This window comes from Pseudomonas sp. B21-015 (assembly GCF_024749285.1).
Lineage (GTDB): Bacteria > Pseudomonadota > Gammaproteobacteria > Pseudomonadales > Pseudomonadaceae > Aquipseudomonas.
Genome location: NZ_CP087196.1, coordinates 4,820,722 through 4,837,185, shown reverse-complemented (window position 1 = coordinate 4,837,185; position 16,464 = coordinate 4,820,722). Strand labels below are relative to the sequence as shown.

General features: G+C 58.5%; 18 protein-coding genes. 8 read left to right on the top strand and 10 right to left on the bottom strand.

Annotation, left to right across the window (positions count from 1 at the left end; all coding sequences use genetic code 11):
* Both LOY38_RS22110 and LOY38_RS22105 read left to right on the top strand, forming a co-directional pair.
* The gene (locus LOY38_RS22110) at nt 1-249 is read left to right on the top strand and encodes a hypothetical protein (RefSeq protein ID WP_258697046.1); all 249 of its coding nucleotides are present in this window, start codon (nt 1-3) and stop codon (nt 247-249) included.
* A 517-nt stretch (nt 250-766) separates the two neighbouring features.
* Nucleotides 767-1,327, top strand: coding sequence for a hypothetical protein (locus LOY38_RS22105; RefSeq protein ID WP_258697045.1), 561 nt, complete (start codon nt 767-769; stop codon nt 1,325-1,327).
* A 64-nt stretch (nt 1,328-1,391) separates the two neighbouring features.
* Here the strand turns inward: LOY38_RS22105 and LOY38_RS22100 are convergent, their stop codons facing one another.
* Both LOY38_RS22100 and LOY38_RS22095 read right to left on the bottom strand, forming a co-directional pair.
* Nucleotides 1,392-1,664 carry a hypothetical protein gene (locus tag LOY38_RS22100; protein ID WP_258697044.1) on the bottom strand — a complete coding sequence of 91 codons (273 nt, stop codon included), beginning with the start codon at nt 1,662-1,664 and terminating at the stop codon, nt 1,392-1,394.
* Between the two features lie 362 nt (nt 1,665-2,026).
* Nucleotides 2,027-2,761, bottom strand: a complete 735-nt coding sequence (locus LOY38_RS22095; RefSeq protein WP_258697043.1) for a thioredoxin family protein — start codon at nt 2,759-2,761, stop codon at nt 2,027-2,029.
* A gap of 201 nt (nt 2,762-2,962) precedes the next feature.
* Here LOY38_RS22095 and LOY38_RS22090 point away from each other — a divergent pair, with 201 nt between their 5' ends.
* A complete protein-coding gene (locus tag LOY38_RS22090; RefSeq protein WP_258697042.1) occupies nt 2,963-3,355 on the top strand; it encodes a transcriptional regulator in 393 nt (130 codons plus the stop codon).
* 137 nt (nt 3,356-3,492) lie between these two features.
* Here the strand turns inward: LOY38_RS22090 and LOY38_RS22085 are convergent, their stop codons facing one another.
* The 3 genes from LOY38_RS22085 to LOY38_RS22075 form a co-directional block, all read right to left on the bottom strand.
* Nucleotides 3,493-4,362, bottom strand: coding sequence for a DUF6279 family lipoprotein (locus LOY38_RS22085; RefSeq protein ID WP_258697041.1), 870 nt, complete (start codon nt 4,360-4,362; stop codon nt 3,493-3,495).
* Nucleotides 4,363-4,439: 77 nt separating this feature from the next.
* Nucleotides 4,440-5,156, bottom strand: a complete 717-nt coding sequence (locus LOY38_RS22080) for a TorF family putative porin (protein WP_258697040.1) — start codon at nt 5,154-5,156, stop codon at nt 4,440-4,442.
* A gap of 209 nt (nt 5,157-5,365) precedes the next feature.
* On the bottom strand, nt 5,366-5,554 hold the full coding sequence (locus LOY38_RS22075; protein WP_017337097.1) for a hypothetical protein: 189 nt from the start codon (nt 5,552-5,554) through the stop codon (nt 5,366-5,368).
* 352 nt (nt 5,555-5,906) lie between these two features.
* Here LOY38_RS22075 and LOY38_RS22070 point away from each other — a divergent pair, with 352 nt between their 5' ends.
* The 3 genes from LOY38_RS22070 to LOY38_RS22060 all read left to right on the top strand — a co-directional run bounded on the left by LOY38_RS22070 (nt 5,907) and on the right by LOY38_RS22060 (nt 9,660).
* The gene (locus LOY38_RS22070) at nt 5,907-6,743 is read left to right on the top strand and encodes a S1 RNA-binding domain-containing protein (protein WP_258697039.1); all 837 of its coding nucleotides are present in this window, start codon (nt 5,907-5,909) and stop codon (nt 6,741-6,743) included.
* A gap of 373 nt (nt 6,744-7,116) precedes the next feature.
* Nucleotides 7,117-8,562 (top strand): NCS1 family nucleobase:cation symporter-1, encoded by a 1,446-nt coding sequence (locus LOY38_RS22065; RefSeq protein ID WP_258697038.1) that lies wholly within the window; start codon nt 7,117-7,119, stop codon nt 8,560-8,562.
* Nucleotides 8,563-8,727: 165 nt separating this feature from the next.
* On the top strand, nt 8,728-9,660 hold the full coding sequence (locus tag LOY38_RS22060; RefSeq protein WP_258697037.1) for a DMT family transporter: 933 nt from the start codon (nt 8,728-8,730) through the stop codon (nt 9,658-9,660).
* Here LOY38_RS22060 and LOY38_RS22055 read toward each other — a convergent pair.
* On the bottom strand, nt 9,596-10,786 hold the full coding sequence (locus tag LOY38_RS22055) for an MFS transporter (RefSeq protein WP_258697036.1): 1,191 nt from the start codon (nt 10,784-10,786) through the stop codon (nt 9,596-9,598). The two genes, LOY38_RS22060 and LOY38_RS22055, sit on opposite strands and share 65 nt — an antisense overlap.
* A 104-nt stretch (nt 10,787-10,890) precedes the next feature.
* On the opposite strand from LOY38_RS22055, the gene ptrR reads away from it, so the two are divergent.
* Together ptrR and LOY38_RS22045 are read left to right on the top strand one after the other, a co-directional pair.
* On the top strand, nt 10,891-11,784 hold the full coding sequence (ptrR, locus tag LOY38_RS22050) for a putrescine utilization regulator PtrR (RefSeq protein ID WP_258697035.1): 894 nt from the start codon (nt 10,891-10,893) through the stop codon (nt 11,782-11,784).
* 140 nt (nt 11,785-11,924) lie between these two features.
* Nucleotides 11,925-12,053 carry a PA1414 family protein gene (locus LOY38_RS22045; protein WP_007914492.1) on the top strand — a complete coding sequence of 43 codons (129 nt, stop codon included), beginning with the start codon at nt 11,925-11,927 and terminating at the stop codon, nt 12,051-12,053.
* A gap of 186 nt (nt 12,054-12,239) precedes the next feature.
* Here the strand turns inward: LOY38_RS22045 and LOY38_RS22040 are convergent, their stop codons facing one another.
* From LOY38_RS22040 to LOY38_RS22025, 4 genes are all read right to left on the bottom strand, one after another.
* Nucleotides 12,240-12,491: an acyl carrier protein gene (locus LOY38_RS22040; RefSeq protein ID WP_258700776.1), complete on the bottom strand. Its 252-nt coding sequence runs from the start codon at nt 12,489-12,491 to the stop codon at nt 12,240-12,242.
* 53 nt (nt 12,492-12,544) lie between these two features.
* Nucleotides 12,545-13,270: an MBL fold metallo-hydrolase gene (locus LOY38_RS22035; RefSeq protein ID WP_258697034.1), complete on the bottom strand. Its 726-nt coding sequence runs from the start codon at nt 13,268-13,270 to the stop codon at nt 12,545-12,547.
* 85 nt (nt 13,271-13,355) lie between these two features.
* Entirely contained in the window at nt 13,356-14,735 is a 1,380-nt protein-coding gene (locus LOY38_RS22030; protein WP_258697033.1) for a sodium:solute symporter, read from the bottom strand.
* Between the two features lie 164 nt (nt 14,736-14,899).
* Entirely contained in the window at nt 14,900-16,411 is a 1,512-nt protein-coding gene (locus LOY38_RS22025; protein WP_258697032.1) for a cytosine permease, read from the bottom strand.
* Between the last annotated feature and the right edge of the window lie 53 nt (nt 16,412-16,464).

The window sequence follows — 16,464 nt, the reverse complement described above, 5'->3', positions numbered from 1 at the left end:
ATGACTTCAAATATTGATCAGGTACAAACAAAGGAGCATCTTGCGGATTTTATAGGGGAGTTGAAGGCGGAGTTGTTGCGTTCACCGCAGGAGTGGGAGAATAAAACTTTGGAGGATTTTTTAGAGGCCATGGAAGCATGGGTAAGAGTTATTGATTCTTATGCAAAAAATATGGGTGATGCTGAGGTGCTTACACCAAGTTGGAAAACTTTTGCGAAAATACTTTGTGCGGCAAAGGTTTATGAGTGATGGGGTAAAAGGGCTAAAGTGACGGATTTTTTATAGGTTGGTTTACTAGAAATAAATCTGTCTCGACTCTGTGGGTTTCTGCGTTGCCGAACCGGAAACGACGAGTTGGGCTGGGTAGGAGGTTTGGCCTTCGGAGTTTAGTGGCTTTGAAGTGGGGGGTGTAAGAGAAGTGGAGGGTATTTGCTTGGAAAGGGATATGAGAAAAGGGGACGGATTTATTTGTTTGGTTTTATGCGGTGACCAGAAAATAAATCAGTCCGCTTTTTGGGAAGTGGTTACGCCAAGCTGAAAAATTTTTGCGAAAATATTTTGTGCGGCGAAAGTTTATGAGTGATGAAGGAAGGGAGTAAATAAACGAATTTACTTATAGATTATCTTGGCTAATAAATTAGCCCTGTTTTTTCGCTATACGCGCTTGGGCCTGACAGACCCCCTATAGCGAACTCAGCATTTATGATGCGCCGCTTTGACAGATATTTTCTCATCAGCCGAACATACGCTTTAAGGACATCCAGACGTGAAAAAAACCACACTACTAGCACTGACCCTGATTCTGGCATTACCAGGCTGCCATTCCAACGTCCGGGACTCTTCCCCCAGCCTGTTGAAAGACGGTGTCCAGCTGCACCAGAACAAGGTGACAGTCGATGCGCAACACGCCAAGGTCATCATGAAAGCATCAGGTAGCACTACCCCGGTAGAGTTCTCGATCCTTCGCGCAGCGGATCCCGACAAGCGTATGGAGGTGCTTGGAACTGTGGTGGATTCAGGTCAGGGCAAGGTCTTCGGCTGGATCGCCAAACTCAACGAAGCGGCCAACAGCGCCACGCTTAAACGCTTCCCGCAGTTGGAAGTGCAGGCGGATGTCGATCAGCCATTCCAGGTGTCGGGTTATTCGAATGGCGCGGGTGTTGGGAGTATCTATAGCTGCGGCCCGATCAAAACCACTTTCACACCAGAAAGAAGCAAGGTCTATTTGGTGGAGTTCCAGTTTGTTGGTAGCCGCTGTGAGCAGCGTGTCTACGATATAACTCAGCCTCAGGAACGCATTCCTGTGACGAGCGTACCTTCTGCGTAAAGGACGCTCAGCTATTTGAATTCCCTATGTAAAACGGGCGACCCATAGATCGCCCCTTTTACATTTACTCCGCAGCCTGCGCCCGCAATCGCCTGCCAATCACATCCATCAAATCACAGCCATCACGCAACGGTATGGCCAGCAGTTTTGAAAAGTCGGAAAGCACAACCATGTCGCAACCGATCTCGGCGCGAAAGGCGATGTTTTCCAGTACCTGAGTGACGGTGCGGATGCGGTAGTCGGCCATGGCTTGCAGGACGTCGAGTGGGGCTTGTGTGTCGATGAGCAGGGAAGCCGGGATCAGGTCGATTCCGGTAAGGGGCATGTATCTATCCATGGGTGGAGTCTCTTGTCATTGATGAGGACTCTCTGTGGTCGGGTCGCCAAACCCGGTCGCCATTTGGGCGACGGGCGGACTATAAGCTTCATCGTTCCAGCGGTGCAAGGTGCCTGATTCCGAGGTTGTTGTAGGGCATTTGCCGCAGTTGTAGTCAGTCAACCGGACGCAACCTACAGAACGCCACGCTACCTCGTGGGAGCGAGCCTGCTCGCGAAAGCGGTGTATCAGTCGACATCAATGTTGAATGTTAGTCAGTCATCGCGAGCAGGCTCGCTCCCACAGGGGGGTTGTGGTGTTCATGGGGACTGTGTCCAGCCTGGACCAATGCCCCCGATGGCTGAGCCTCGATCCTTGAGGGTCTACCCCCCATGACAGCAACTAACCGGTGCCTTGTCCTCATACCGGTCGTGATGCCTCACCCAATCCATGATCTCCTCTTCATTACGCCCCTTGGGCGTGAGATCGAGGTAGTTGTAGGCGCCGACCAGCAGGTCCAGACCCCTCGCATAAGTTGAATAGGTGTGGAAAATCTCGCCCGCTTCGTTGCGATAAAACACGCTGAGCCCTGGGAGTTCTTCTTCAGCCCCGTCGGATTTTTCGTAGTTGTAGGTAGCTTTTCCGGCGGCGACGTCTTCGGCTCGGGCGCAGACGCCAAAGTCGTAGTTGAAGTCGCAGCCTTCGGACGAGACCCAGTCGAATTTCCAGCCCATGCGCCGTTTGAAGGGTTGGAATTCGGCAAACGGTGCGTGGGAAACCGCGACCACGGCCACGTCGTGGTGGGCCAGGTGCTGGTTCGCGCCATCAATGTGGTCGGACAGGAACGAGCACCCGGGGCAGCCTTCGTCCCAGCCAGCGGCGAACATGAAGTGGTAGATGATCAATTGGCTGCGGCCGCCCAACAGGTCGGCCAGGCTCAGTTCGCCGTTGGGGCCCTGGAAGCGGTAGGGTTTGTCGATTTTCACCCAAGGCAGAGCACGGCGTTCGGCGCTGAGTTTGTCTCGTTCCTTGGTGAAGGCTTTTTCGTGGGCCAGGTGTTGTTTACGAGCAGCGAGCCATTCTTCCCGGGACACGACCGGATGATCCTGAATGTTCATGGTGATTTCTCCTGCGAGGCTTCGGTGAGGCCGAGCCGCGCTGCGGGTTAAACCGTCTTACACAGCCTAGTCGTTTGGCCTGCGCTCAAATCGACAGGCCGCCGGTCGGTAGGGCGAAATACCTCGGCTGAACGGCTGCCCTCCCGCTTGGTCACAACCTATGAAGGACATTTCACTCTCGGGCTTGGAGGATGAATCAGGATGACGACTTATAACTGGGATTTGATTGAACGCTTGCTGCATGAAGTGCAGAACGGCGCTGGCCACAGTTTCACTCCACGGCCCTACGCCGAGCAGTATGTTGCGGAAAAAGCCTCCGCGGGCGAGGCGATCGAGAATCTGGATCACCTGAAAACGGTGGCGGGTGAGTACGAAAAGTTACTGTTGGGACGGGGTTATATCGAGCCTCGACCGGCGGATCAGGGCGGCAATGGCGCGAACTACATTTTGACGCCTCGGGGCTCGAGTTTGTTGAGCCTGATCGACAGCTGCATTCCGGGGAATGAGCATCCGCGGCAGGTGCTGGATGAGCAGGAAGATGCACTGGATGAGCTGACGTTTGATGACGTGGCGTCGAAGGCGCAGATTGCCTGAAGATCACGCTTACCTCCTGTGGGGGCGGCGGTGCGGCGATCCGACTTGCTCGCGAATGCGGTTCAACATTCAAAATCTATGTCGACTGTCACACCGCATTCGCGAGTAAGCCCCCACATTGGATTGTGGTGGTCCGCTTAATTCTGCCGCGCCGCCTTCAGGCATTTCAAATCAGTGAAATCCTTGCGCATGCCATCGATCTTCTTCAGTAACTGTTCACGCTGAACCGGTGTGCGCTCGGCCATCAAGTCCAGCAGCAACGCCCGAGCCTGGGCTTCGGCGTTGGTGTAGGCCTCACGATATTCAGGTGTCCACAAACGCTCGCGATTCACCAGAAGCGTCTCGATTTTCTGTGGGAAATCCGGACTCTGCCGTTGCGCGACTGCCGCGCTGAATTGCTGTTGCCAATGGGCGCGGTTGGCAGCCCATTGCTTGTTCTTGTCACCCAAGGCATTCGACCACGCCAATACCCGTTGCTGTTGGGTTGGAGTGAGCGGGCCGAGCCAGTCATTCAGGCGTTTTACCATGCGCTTGCTCCGCTCTTTGATCTGTTGCTCGAGCGACGGCTTGAGGTAGTCCTGTTGACGTTTGCGCTGGTCCTTGGCGAAAGCGTCGTTCATTTCCGCGACTTGCTTGTCATCCAGCCCCTGTAACAGCTCGATGGCTGACGGGGTGATTTCCTGGGCGGTTTCGGCGATGGCCTGTTTGGCTTCCTGGGTACGGGTTTGCAGCGCGGCGTCGGTGATTTGGTTGGTCTCGACCATGGTCTGTAAACGATCCAGCCAGTCGAGGTAGCCGGGCAATTGCGTGGTGCAGTGCCAGTTCAGGTGTTCCTTGAGGCGCTCGTTGAACCAGTCTTTTTGCTCGTGGTTCATGTCCAGGTAGTCGCTGAGCGTCCAGGGAATGATCACGTCCAGGTTGCGGTAAGCCAGACCCACGCGGCTGCACGCGGCGGCAGTGAGGCTGAGGGTGAGGATGACGGTGATCTGTTTCCACCAGTGCGACATGGCGAGTCCTTGCGAAGATCTGGCTTCTTATTGGGTTCTCTTATGTGATCGCTGGATGAGCCCGGCAGCTCAGCCGATCAATAGAAGGCGCGTGCGGCCTTGAGGGTGACTAGGCCATCGCACTCGCTATTGTGGCCGGAATAGGCGGAGCAATCGCTGCCGCTCAGGCTTGAGTCACTGTAGATCAAGTCCAGATCGATGCCCATGAACGGCCGGGACAATTTCACTGACCAGTCGGTAAAACTGCCGACATACCCACCGTCGACGGACACCGGTGTGTTGAGTTGGTGGGTGGTGTATTTCAGGCTGACCCCGATGCCGAAGGGCTGATTGCCGCTGAGGTCGGCGAACAGGGTGCTGTTCTGTTTGTCCGGGTCGTTGCTGAAGGCTGCGCCGAAGCGGCTACCCAGCAGGGTCAGGCCGCCGAAAAGCTCTTGGCTGTCGAGGGTGTCCACTTTCGGGTAGCTGTATTGGATCATGCCCACTTCGTAACCGAGGGATTGATCGAAAGGCTGTTTGAAGCCCATATAGGAATCGACTTCAAGGTTGCTCGAAGGGCTCAGTCCCATGCTGGGGGACCATTGACCCACGTAAAAGCCGCTGTCGTGGCTCAGGTCGAGGCCTCCGTGGAACGAGCCGGTTGTCGAGGGTTTGACCAGCCCCTGGGCCATGCTGCGGCTAGGGGTGGTGGCGAGTTTGAGATCGAAGTCGCCCAATTCGCGCTGGAAGACTTGTGCATCGGTACCCGAACACCACAGCAGGCTGCCGAGCAGGAAAAGAGAGGGCTTGAACATGCGTCACTCCATGAGCAGCGAGGAGCAGATATTGAAAATCTGCTGAAACGCTTGATCCAGACACGTGCAAGCATACCGGCGAATGTTCGGCATCGAGGGCCGTTCGTCGATTGTTGAAATATTGATTTGTTTGATGGGGTAGTGCGGGAGGGTTCCAGTCCAAGCGCTTCGAAGCTCAAAGCGCTTAGGGACCAGTTAAAGCGGGGGAATTACTTTTTGCCCAGCGTGATCTGCTTGGACGGGCCGAACGTCTGGCCGCTGACGCCTTTGGCAATTTGCTGGATCTCGCCACCGGACTTGAGGAACGCAGCGATCTGATTGTTGATCGATTCGCTGGTTTCAACGGCTGGAGCTGGCTTTGCTTTGCTGTTGGATGCTTTTACACGCATGGCGGCCATTAACCTGTAGAAAATTAACTTGGCCAGGCATCGTACAGGAAATACTTGACAATTGCTTGGTAAATATCCTCCCGAAATACACGCGGCAGGCGCGCGAATATTCGCAAGTTACTATTTTGAATAGTCCCCTAAGCTGCTGTTTTAACTAAAAACCTCGCTGGAGAAATAGCGCTTTTCGGGTGGGCTGGCCAAGGGGCGGACCACCCGAACGGCCTGACGAGCGGCCAGAATCACCCGGCAAACCCCAGGAAAATTAAGGCTTGCAGAGGATTTTCTTGCACCACCGGGCCGGCCGCCGAACGCCGCTCGCAAAACCGGGTAGAATGCCGCCCACGCAATGAGGGTATTGGACATGGCTTTAGTCGGGCGCTACAACAGTTTGCAAGTGGTTAAACACACTAACTTCGGTTTATATCTGGACGGTGGCGCGGATGGTGAAATCCTTCTGCCTAATCGTTATATCCCTAAAGATATTCCCAGCGAAGATGAAGACTGGCTCAACGTTTTTATTTATCTGGACAGTGACGACAAACTTATCGCCACCACCGAAAAGCCGAAAGTTCAGGTCGGTGAATTCGCCAGTTTGAAAGTCGTTGAAGTCAACAGCATCGGCGTGTTTCTGGATTGGGGTTTGCCGAAGGATCTGCTGCTGCCGTATTCCGAAGAAAAGCGCCAGATGACCGCCGGCGAGTATGTCGTGGTGCATGTCTACCTCGACAAACACACGCGGCGCATCACCGCCACAGCGCGTCTGGACCGTTACCTGGACAAGACCCCGGCCAATTACACCCCGGGCCAGGAAGTTGATTTGCTGGTGGCCGAAGCGACCGATATGGGTTTCAAGGCAATCATCAACAACAAGCACTGGGGCCTGATCCACAAGAACGAAATCTTCAAGTTCATGCGCGCCGGTAAAGAAGAGAAGGGCTTTATCAAAGAAGTCCGCGCCGATGGCAAGATCAGCCTGAGCCTGCAACCGGTGGGCGAAGAAGCCGCCACCAGTCTGAGCTCGAAGATTCTTGCCAAGTTGCGCGACAACAACGGCACCCTGCCAGTCAGCGACAAGAGCGACCCGACGCTGATCAGCAGTATGTTTGGCGTCAGCAAGGGCAACTTCAAAAAGGCCATCGGTGCGTTGTACAAGAACGGCCAGATCGTCATTCATGCTGATCGCATTGAACTGAGCTGACCTTACGCCGGCCCCTGTAGGAGCTGCCGCAGGCTGCGATCTTTTGACTGTAAAAGATCAAGATCGCAGCCTGCGGCAGCTCCTACGATAGGCGCCGGGCGCAAAACTCCAGGCTAATCCCTCCATCTCTTTGTATACATAACGCCCTGCACCGTTTGCAGGCGCGGACGCCCTGTTCATGGGCGTTATCACCCCCTCTACGTCTTGGAGGCTGTGCCCTGAACAGGGTTGAAAGCCAGATTTGTCGCATCTTTCGAACGTATGGCACGCATTCTGCGTAGTAACTCGTATACAAACCATGCCGGCTCCCGTACGCAGTGTGGTCGCCGCATCAATTCCGGGGGCTGCGCCTGTACTTACGAGGAGCCCTGCGATGACCGAGCAATTGCCCAATGGCTACAGCCCACGCCTGTATAACCAGGACCTGGGGCCGCTGCCGCAGAAATGGAATTGGTACAACATCTTCGCCTTCTGGATGAGCGACGTGCACAGCGTCGGCGGCTATGTGTTCGCCGCCAGCCTGTTTGCGCTTGGGCTGGCCAGTTGGCAAGTGTTGATCGCCTTGCTGGGCGGGATTTGCATCGTGCAGTTGATCGCCAATCTGGTGGCCAAGCCGAGTCAGCAGGCGGCGGTGCCGTACCCGGTGATCTGCCGACTGGCATTCGGGGTGTTCGGGGCGAATATTCCTGCGGTTATCCGCGGCCTGATCGCGGTGGCCTGGTACGGGATTCAGACGTACCTGGCGTCCAGTGCCCTGATCATCGTTGTACTGCGGTTTTTTCCTTCAATGGCGGCCTACGCCGAACCGCATTTTGCCGGTTTGTCCTACCTCGGCTGGTTCGGATTTCTGAGCCTGTGGTTCGTCCAGGCACTGGTGTTCTGGACCGGCATGGAGTCGATCCGCCGCTTCATCGACTGGGCCGGTCCCGTGGTGTACGGCGTGATGTTCCTGCTCGCCGGCTGGATCGTCTGGCAGGCTGGCTGGAGCAACATCAGCTTCACCCTGGCGGAAAAGTCCCTGTCTGGCTGGGAAGCCTTCGGCCAAGTGATCGTGGCAACGGCGTTGGTGGTGTCGTACTTTTCCGGCCCGACCCTGAACTTTGGCGATTTCAGTCGCTACTGCCGCAGCATGAACGACGTGCGGCGCGGCAACTTCTGGGGGCTGCCGGTGAATTTTCTGGCGTTCTCACTGGTGACCGTGGTGATCGTTTCCGGCACCTTGCCGGTGTTCGGTGAAATGCTTCACGACCCGATCGCCACCGTGGCGCGTATCGACAACAGCGTGGCGGTGTTGCTCGGCGCCTTTGCCTTCGTTACCGCGACCATCGGCATCAATATCGTCGCCAATTTCGTCTCCCCGGCCTTCGACTTCGCCAACGTCGCCCCGAGCAAAATCAGTTGGCGCGCCGGCGGCATGATCGCCGCCGTGGCGTCGATCTTCATCACCCCGTGGAACCTGTTCAACAACCCCGAAGTGATTCACTACACCCTCGACGTGCTGGCGGCGTTCATCGGCCCGCTGTTCGGGATTCTGCTGGTGGATTACTACCTGATCAAAAAGCAACAGATCGACGTCGATGCGCTGTTCAATGACGGCCCGAGCGGGCGTTACTACTACAGCGGCGGGATCAACTGGACGGCGGTCAAGGCACTGATTCCGGCCACCCTGACGGGCGTTGCGATCACGTTCACCCCGGTGCTCCAACCGATGGCCAACTTCGCCTGGTTTACCGGCTGTTTCCTCGGTGGCGTCCTGTACTTCGCACTGGCCAAGCGCGAGCAGGCACAGCAATCGGCGGCGCTGATCATCGCGGGATGACGCACGCGACGATTCAAAGGTCTTTTGCAGGCACCTTTTACTGGCCATCTGGTTAATAATCGACAGCATCATTTTTCGCCCCGGTGCCTTCTGTTCAACAAGAAGGCCGGGGCTTTGCTTTTACTGTCGAGTCACTGCCATGGATTGTGTTATCGAGGTGTTCCGGTGAGCGTCAGCCGGCGTAGCGCCGATGGGTTTGCCCTGCAAGTGATGGTCGGGTTGTGCCTGATCTGGGGTGTGCAGCAGGTGATGATCAAATGGGCCGCACCTGACATCGCGCCGGTCATGCAGGCGGCGGGGCGGTCGGGAATTTCCGCGTTGCTCGTAGGATTGTTGATCTGCTGGAAGGGTGGCTGGGATCAAGTCGGCGCTACCTGGCGCGGCGGTTTGCTGGCCGGCGCGTTGTTTGGCCTGGAGTTCTTCTTCATTGCCGAAGGCCTGCAATTGACCACGGCGGCACACATGTCGGTGTTTCTCTACACTGCGCCGATTTTCACCGCGTTGGGCGTGCATTGGCTGCTGCCGAGTGAGCGTTTGAGACCGGTCCAGTGGCTGGGGATTGTTCTCGCCTTCATCGGCATTGCCATTGCGTTTGCCGGTGGCGTGTCCTGGGACAACCTCGACCACCGCATGCTGATGGGCGATGCCTTGGGCGTGCTGGCCGGCGCGTCGTGGGGCGCGACCACCGTGGTGGTGCGCGCCTCGCGCCTGTCGGAAGCGCCGGTGACCCTGACGCTGTTTTATCAACTGATCGTCGGCTTCGTCGGCCTGCTGTTGATCGCGATCCTCAGCGGTCAAGTCACTCATGTCAGCCTGACCACGGTGGCGGTGGCCAGTGTGCTGTTTCAGGGGCTGGTGGTGTCGTTCTTCAGTTACCTGACCTGGTTCTGGCTGCTGCGCCGTTATCTGGCGGCGAACCTGGCGGTGTTTTCGTTCATGACACCGTTGTTCGGCGTCACGTTCGGCGTGGTGCTGCTGGGCGAAGCACTGAGCCTGAACTTCGTGGTTGGCGCGGTGCTGGTTCTGCTGGGGATCACTTTTGTGAGCGCAGAGCAGTGGGTTCGCCGTCGTTTACGCAAAGCACTTGGGCAACCCTGACCGGGCGCAGCAGTAAACCGCCGGCGATGATCAAGCCGCTGCCGGCGATCACCAGCGCGGGTTGCAAACCACCGCTGAAATGGCTGCTCAGCGCCGCCAGTAACGGCCCGCTGAGCTGACCCACGGCGAAACACGCGGTCAGTAGCCCGGCGTTGCGCTGGGTGGCGTGGGGCGCGAGTTCCCGGGAGCGCTGCATCACCAATTGCATGCAGGCCAGGAACGGCCCGCCACACAGGATCACCCCCAGCGCCAGGCCGGCACCGCTGCCCAACAGGCAGGCGAAGACCCCGGCCGCCTGCAACCACAACGTTGCCATCAGCCAATGACGAGTGGTATTCGGGTTGTGCCGACGCAGGCTCACCAACACGACCCCGGTCGCCGCCGCCAGGCCGAAGCACGGCCAGAACAGATCGGCTTGCCATTGTCCATGAAACTGCGCGCTGGCCATCTGCGAGAGGAAAGTGGCCGGAATGATGTAGCCCAAACCGTACAACCCATAGATCACCGGTAAACGTCCGACACCTTGCGCACCCGACGTGGTGGCAGGCGGTGTTGCCGTAGAAGGGCCGGCCGACAGCGGCAGGAACGGCAGAATCCCCAGCAGCATGACCAGCCCGACACCGGCATACACCAGCCACAACGTTGCAGACGTCTGACCCAGAAGGTTCGAGCCCAAGGCCAGCAAGCCCGTCAGAAAAATCCCCAGACCCGGTCCGGCAAAAACCAGGGCACCGAGCCGCGGGCGACCAGCCGCCGCTGCCAGCGGCTGGCTCAACGCGGTAATCATCACCAACACCCAGGCACTGGCCACACCCGTGCCGAAACGCAGCGCCAGATGCGACCAGAACCCGTTGGCCCAGAACGAGGCCAGGGTCAGCAGCACACAGAGCCACAAACCACCGAGCAGGCGCCGACGAACCTGATCGGGACGACGGGCGAACATCGCGTCCACTGCGCCGACGAAGTAGCCGAGGTAGTTGGCGGCGGCAATCAGACCGGCGGCGGTCAGGTCGATCTGACCCTCGCTGAGCAAGTGCGGCAGTTGCGGCGTCAGGGCGAAACGCCCGATGCCCATGGCCATCATCAGGGCGATGAAACTGGCGGTTAAGCGAATCAGAGGGGACATGGTCTGAGTTCCGTTTCGAGGATCAATGACCGTCAGGCTAGGACTGATTGACTTTCTTTAAAAATGAATAATAGTGAGAAACTTGTTCTGATTTGGAGAATGACGTGGAATTCAGCCAATTGCGGATTTTCCAGGCGGTGGCGCAAGAGGGCTCCATTACCCGGGCCGCTGAACGCCTGCATCGCGTGCCCTCCAACCTGTCGACCCGGCTCAAACAGCTTGAAGAGCAACTTGGCGTCGAACTGTTCGTGCGCGAGCGTCAGCGTTTGCAGTTGTCACCTGCGGGAAAAGTCCTGCTGGACTACACCGCCAAGCTGTTCGCCTTGCACGACGAAGCCCACGCGGCGGTACAGGGCGGGCAACCGGCCGGGGATTTTGTTCTTGGCACCATGTACAGCACCGCCGCGATTCACTTGCCAGAGCTGTTGGCGCGTTATCACCGCCGCTACCCGGCGGTGAACCTGCAAGTGCAATCGGGGCCCAGCGGCGAATTGCTCGAAGGCCTGCTCACCGGGCGCCTCGACGCGGCGCTGGTGGACGGCCCGCTGGAACTGGCCGGGCTCGACGGCGTGCCGTTGTGCGACGAACGGTTGGTGCTGATCAGCGAGGCCGATCATCCGCCGGTGCGTAGTGCGCTGGATGTCGAAGGGCGTTCGGTGTTTACGTTTCGCCAGGGCTGTTCCTACCGGATGCGTCTGGAAGCCTGGTTCGCCCATGACCATGCGGCCATGGGCCGGGCCATGGAGATCGAGTCGTATCCGGGAATGCTGGCTTGTGTGATTGCCGGCTCCGGCGTGGCGCTGATGTCGGAGTCGATGCTCGCCAGCCTGCCGGGGCGCGAAAGCGTGGCGGTGCACCCGTTGGTCGAGCCGTTCGCCAGCGCCACTACCTGGCTGATGTGGCGTAAAGGCATGGTCGGGGCCAACCTGAATGCATGGATCGAGCAGCAGCAGGCGGTGTATCCGTCTGCAGCGATTCAGGCCCAGGCATTTGCTTGAACGGGCGTACTAGGATTTAGATCAATTTAGTAACAGATCATTGCGATCTTGGGCGAGCATTGCGTAGGACTTAGGACTATTATCAGTGCGAAGGGGCTACGGAACTTCAGCCGCTCGGCACGACCCTGAAGGGGGGCATCATGAAAGAGAAAATCCAAAACTGGCTGCATGACCTGGGTGTCGCACTCGGTTTGATTGAACCGCCTCTGCAACCCGTGCCTATTCGCACGGACGACGAACAACGTCGCCGCCAGCAGCGCCGCCGGTAAGTCTGGCAAATCACCTGTGGCGAGGGAGCTTGCTCCCGCTGGGGCGCGCAGCGGCCCCATTCATCGCCACTCAGGTGGGGCAGGTTGAGCGCGAGTGCAGCTTGCGATTGCTGCGCAATCGAGCGGGAGCAAGCTCCTTCGCCACAGAGGTTCATTCGGCCCATCGAATGTATTTAGCAATCCGTTTCAATACCGCCCGATCTCAATCAAAAACCGCGTCAAATCATTTGCCGTCCTGGCAGTCTTGAGCATCCGGTCTTCTTCGGCGGTAAACGCCGTCAATCCCAGCTGATCCTCCAGATGGAAGATCAGCTCTTCAATATCCTCTTTATCCAACCCCAACTGCACCAGGTTGGTGTTGTCGTCGAAGTCATCCTGATTTTCCAGCAGGCGGCGAATGAAGTGATGTACGGCGGCACGAACGGCGGCTCTTGTCATGAGATCCTTCTTCGAGGGCGTTATGAGGTCCCTGATGCTGAGTACAGCAGGCTTCAGGCGTGCCGGCGCTGCCATTCGTCAATCATCGTGCGTAAATACTCCCCGGAAAAACTCCCGAAATGCCCGCCGTGCACCGTGCGGATCGGCAGCGCGCGCAAGCGTTGCAGGCTGCGGGCGTAGTCGTCGAGGTTGGAGTGGTAGGCGTTTTCGATCAGCGGCCCGTCGTAGATGATGTCGCCGCTGAACAGGGTTTCGGTCGCCGCCTCAAACAGGCTGATGCCGCCCGGTGAATGGCCCGGCGTGTGCAGCACTTGCAGGACCCGATTACCGAGATCGAGCACGTCGCCTTCTTCGATAAAACCCGTGGCCGGTGCGGCTTTGACCCGGTATTCGGCGTAGCACAACGGGCAGTCGGGGTGAGCCTCGAACATGCCATCACCGACGAAAAGCTTGCTCAGGGTGTTGTCGCCGTCGGGTTCGGCGAGGATCTGTGCTTCGGCCGGGTGCACCAGCCGTTCGGGGAATTCGTGATGGCCGGCGATGTGGTCGAAATGGCAATGGCTGGCCACCGCCACCAAGGGCCGTTCGGTGAGCCACGGCAATTGCTCGCGCAGGCTGACCAGCCCGGAACCGCTGTCCAGCAGCAAGTCCTTGTCGCGGCCCTGAATGTGCCAGAGGTTGCAGCGGTAAAAGGGCCGAATGTAAGGCTCGTGAATCAGGCGGATGCCGTCGCTGAGCTGTTTGACCTCAAACCACTGATCGCGGCTGACGATCTTCATGAGCGATTTTCTCCAGACGAAAAAAACGGGTGTGGCAACCGACGCCACACCCGTCGAAGAAAGCATCAAGTCGTCATGTTTAAGCTTAGGCGGCGCTCGTCACCACGGCCGGGCGACGGGACAGCAGGCTGACCAGCACGAAACTCACCAGGCCCACGCCGAGGCTGTAGTAGATCGGGGTGTTGGAATCCATACCGTCCTTGATCATGAACAGCAGCGCGGTGGCAAAGCCCAGGCCCATGCTGGCGATAGCGCCGGCGGTGGTTGCACGTTTCCAGAAGATTGCACCGATCAGCGGGATCAGCATGCCGCCCACCAACAGGTTGTAAGCCAGGGTCAGGGCGCTGATCACGTCGTTGACCACCAGCGCGATACCCAGCACGGCGACGCCGGTCAGCAGGGTGAACAGGCGGTTGATGCCCAGGCTCGACTGTTTACCGCCGCGCATTTTTGGCAGCAGGTCCTCGGTCAGGGTGGTGGCAGCGGCGAGCAGGCCGGCGCTGGCGGTGGACATCATGGCCGCCAGGGCCGCGGCGATCACCAGGCCACGGATACCGTCCGGCAGGGACAGTTTGACGATGGCGGCGAAGGCGTTGTTGACGTTGTCCAGGTCCGGGATCAGCACATGAGCGGCCATGCCGATCAGGGCGCAGGCCAGTCCGTAAAGGATGCAGTAGAAGCCTGCGAATGTACCGGCGACCTGAGCCACTTTGGCGCTCCTGACGGTGAACACACGCTGCCAGATGTCTTGGCCGATCAGGATCCCGAAGAAGTAGATCATGAAGTAGGTGACGATGGTGTCCCAGCCAATGGTGGTGAAACTGAAGGCGGATGCCGGCAGTTTCAACACCAACTCATCCCAACCACCGACGCGGTACAGGCAGATTGGCAACAGGATGAACATCAGGCCGACGGTCTTGATGATGAACTGGACGATGTCGGTCAGGGTCAGGGACCACATGCCGCCGATCGCCGAATAGATCACCACCACGCCACCGCCGAGCAGTACCGACAGCCAGAACGGCAGGCCGAACAGCACTTGCAGCACGGTGCCAATGGCCAGGATCGAGACCACGCCGATCATCAGCGCATACGCCAGCATGATCACCGCGCTCGCCGAGCGGGCCATCGGGTTGTAGCGTTTTTCCAGCACCTGGGTAACGGTGTAGATTTTCAGCTTCAGCAGCGGTTTGGCGAGGAACAGGTTCAGCGCCACGATCCCGCAACCGAGGGCCGCGCAGAGCCAGAAACCGGAGATGCCATGAACGTAGCCCAGGCGCACGGTGCCAACAGTGGACGCGCCACCCAGAACGGTCGCGGCCATGGTGCCCATGTACAGGCTCGGGCCGAGGTTACGACCGGCGACCAAAAAGTCTTCGTTGGTCTTGGCCTTGCGCATGCCGTAGTAGCCGAGTATCAGCATCGCGGCGGCGTAGATGAGTACGACGAATAAATCCAAAGCCATGATGGCGTGTCTCCGATTGTCTTTTTTATGGTGAAGCAAAGATGGTTCTGTGGGCCAGGTCTCTGTGGGAGCGAGCCTGCTCGCGATAGCGATTTATCAGTCACATCGATGTCGGATGTGCCGCAGTCATCGCGAGCAGGCTCGCTCCCACAGGGGGGGCGGTGTCAGGCTGGCTGACGCATTTCAGGTTTTGCCATGGTGCTTGCGCCCTTGCTGCGTGGATCGCTGGGTCCGAACACCGCGGCTGGTTCCGGGAACAGGCTCAGCAATGTCAGGTACACCACCGAGGCCAGACCGAGGGTCACCGGCAGGCTGATGTCGATACCACCTGCCAGATTCCCCAGTGGCCCGACAAACTGCCCCGGCAGGTTCACGAAGCACAAACCCACCAGCGCGCTCGGGATCCAGGCACCCAGGCCGCGCCAGTTCCAGCCGTGGGTGAACCAGTAACGGCCACCTTTTTCGCCACGGGTGAACACTTGCAGGTCATCCGGGCAGTAGAAGCCACGACGTACCAACAGGCCGATGATCATGATCACCATCCACGGAGTGGTGCAGGTGATGATCAGCACGGCGAAGGTCGACACGCTCTGCACCAGGTTCGCCGCAAAGCGCCCGATGAAGATGAAGGCAATCGACATCACGCCGATCAACAGCGTTGCCTTGACCCGCGACAGCACCCGTGGGAACACGCTGGACATGTCCAGCCCGGTGCCATACAGCGACGTGGTGCCGGTGGACATGCCGCCGATCACCGCAATCAGGCACACCGGCAGGAAGAACCAGCTCGGCGATACCGCCAGCAGGCCGCCCACGTAGTTGTTGGCGGCGATGTAGTCCGGTGCCTTGATCGCCACGATGGTGGCGGTGGCGAGGCCGAACAGGAACGGGATGAACGTCGCGATCTGCGAGATCACCACGGCGGCCATGATCCGGCGCTTGGAGGTGTCACGCGGGATGTAGCGCGACCAGTCGCCGAGGAACGCGCCGAAGGAAATCGGGTTGCTCATGGCCACCAGCGCGGCGCCGATGAAGGCCGCCCAGAAACCCGGTTGACCGAGGCTGACGCTGCCGGCGTAGTTCACATCGAAGGGACCGGCGAAGGCGAAGATGCCCAGCAGGAACAACAGGCTGGCGCTCCACACGGCGATCTTGTTGACCCACAGCAGGAAGCGGAAGCCGTAGATGCACACCGTCAGCACCAGGATCGCGAACAGACCGTAGGCCAGACCCAAAGTCAGGTCGGTTTCCGGCAGGCCGATCAGGCGTTTCGCGCCACCAATCAACGCATCGCCTGAGCTCCACACCGAGAGCGAGAAGAAAGCGATGGCGGTCAGCAATGACAGAAATGAGCCAACGATCCTCCCGTGAACACCAAAGTGCGCACCGGACGACACGGCGTTGTTGGTGCCATTGATCGGGCCGAACAGGCCCATCGGTGCGAGGATCAGCGAGCCCAGCAACACACCCAGCACAATCGCCCAGACGCCCGCCTGAAATGACAGGCCGAACAGTACCGGGAAACTGCCGAGCACGGCGGTGGCGAAGGTGTTGGAACCGCCGAAGATCATCCGGAACAAGTCCGTCGGGCCTGCGGTGCGTTCGTTGTCCGGGATCTGTTCGACCCCATAGGTTTCAATGTGCGTAAGGCTTTGGTCTTTGTTGTTGTTATTCATGATCTGCTCCGATCATAAAGGCGCGCTCATCGTGCGTGAGCGTCACCTGTTTG

What these genes read in the sequence shown, in the direction of transcription:
- LOY38_RS22110 (WP_258697046.1), top strand. Translation starts at nt 1, where the DNA reads ATGACTTCAAATATTGATCAGGTACAAACAAAGGAGCATCTTGCGGAT.
- LOY38_RS22100 (WP_258697044.1), bottom strand. Translation starts at nt 1,664, where the DNA reads ATGGATAGATACATGCCCCTTACCGGAATCGACCTGATCCCGGCTTCC.
- LOY38_RS22095 (WP_258697043.1), bottom strand. Translation starts at nt 2,761, where the DNA reads ATGAACATTCAGGATCATCCGGTCGTGTCCCGGGAAGAATGGCTCGCT.
- LOY38_RS22090 (WP_258697042.1), top strand. Translation starts at nt 2,963, where the DNA reads ATGACGACTTATAACTGGGATTTGATTGAACGCTTGCTGCATGAAGTG.
- LOY38_RS22085 (WP_258697041.1), bottom strand. Translation starts at nt 4,362, where the DNA reads ATGTCGCACTGGTGGAAACAGATCACCGTCATCCTCACCCTCAGCCTC.
- LOY38_RS22080 (WP_258697040.1), bottom strand. Translation starts at nt 5,156, where the DNA reads ATGTTCAAGCCCTCTCTTTTCCTGCTCGGCAGCCTGCTGTGGTGTTCG.
- LOY38_RS22075 (WP_017337097.1), bottom strand. Translation starts at nt 5,554, where the DNA reads ATGGCCGCCATGCGTGTAAAAGCATCCAACAGCAAAGCAAAGCCAGCT.
- LOY38_RS22070 (WP_258697039.1), top strand. Translation starts at nt 5,907, where the DNA reads ATGGCTTTAGTCGGGCGCTACAACAGTTTGCAAGTGGTTAAACACACT.
- LOY38_RS22065 (WP_258697038.1), top strand. Translation starts at nt 7,117, where the DNA reads ATGACCGAGCAATTGCCCAATGGCTACAGCCCACGCCTGTATAACCAG.
- LOY38_RS22055 (WP_258697036.1), bottom strand. Translation starts at nt 10,786, where the DNA reads ATGTCCCCTCTGATTCGCTTAACCGCCAGTTTCATCGCCCTGATGATG.
- LOY38_RS22045 (WP_007914492.1), top strand. Translation starts at nt 11,925, where the DNA reads ATGAAAGAGAAAATCCAAAACTGGCTGCATGACCTGGGTGTCGCACTC.
- LOY38_RS22040 (WP_258700776.1), bottom strand. Translation starts at nt 12,491, where the DNA reads ATGACAAGAGCCGCCGTTCGTGCCGCCGTACATCACTTCATTCGCCGC.
- LOY38_RS22035 (WP_258697034.1), bottom strand. Translation starts at nt 13,270, where the DNA reads ATGAAGATCGTCAGCCGCGATCAGTGGTTTGAGGTCAAACAGCTCAGC.
- LOY38_RS22030 (WP_258697033.1), bottom strand. Translation starts at nt 14,735, where the DNA reads ATGGCTTTGGATTTATTCGTCGTACTCATCTACGCCGCCGCGATGCTG.
- LOY38_RS22025 (WP_258697032.1), bottom strand. Translation starts at nt 16,411, where the DNA reads ATGAATAACAACAACAAAGACCAAAGCCTTACGCACATTGAAACCTAT.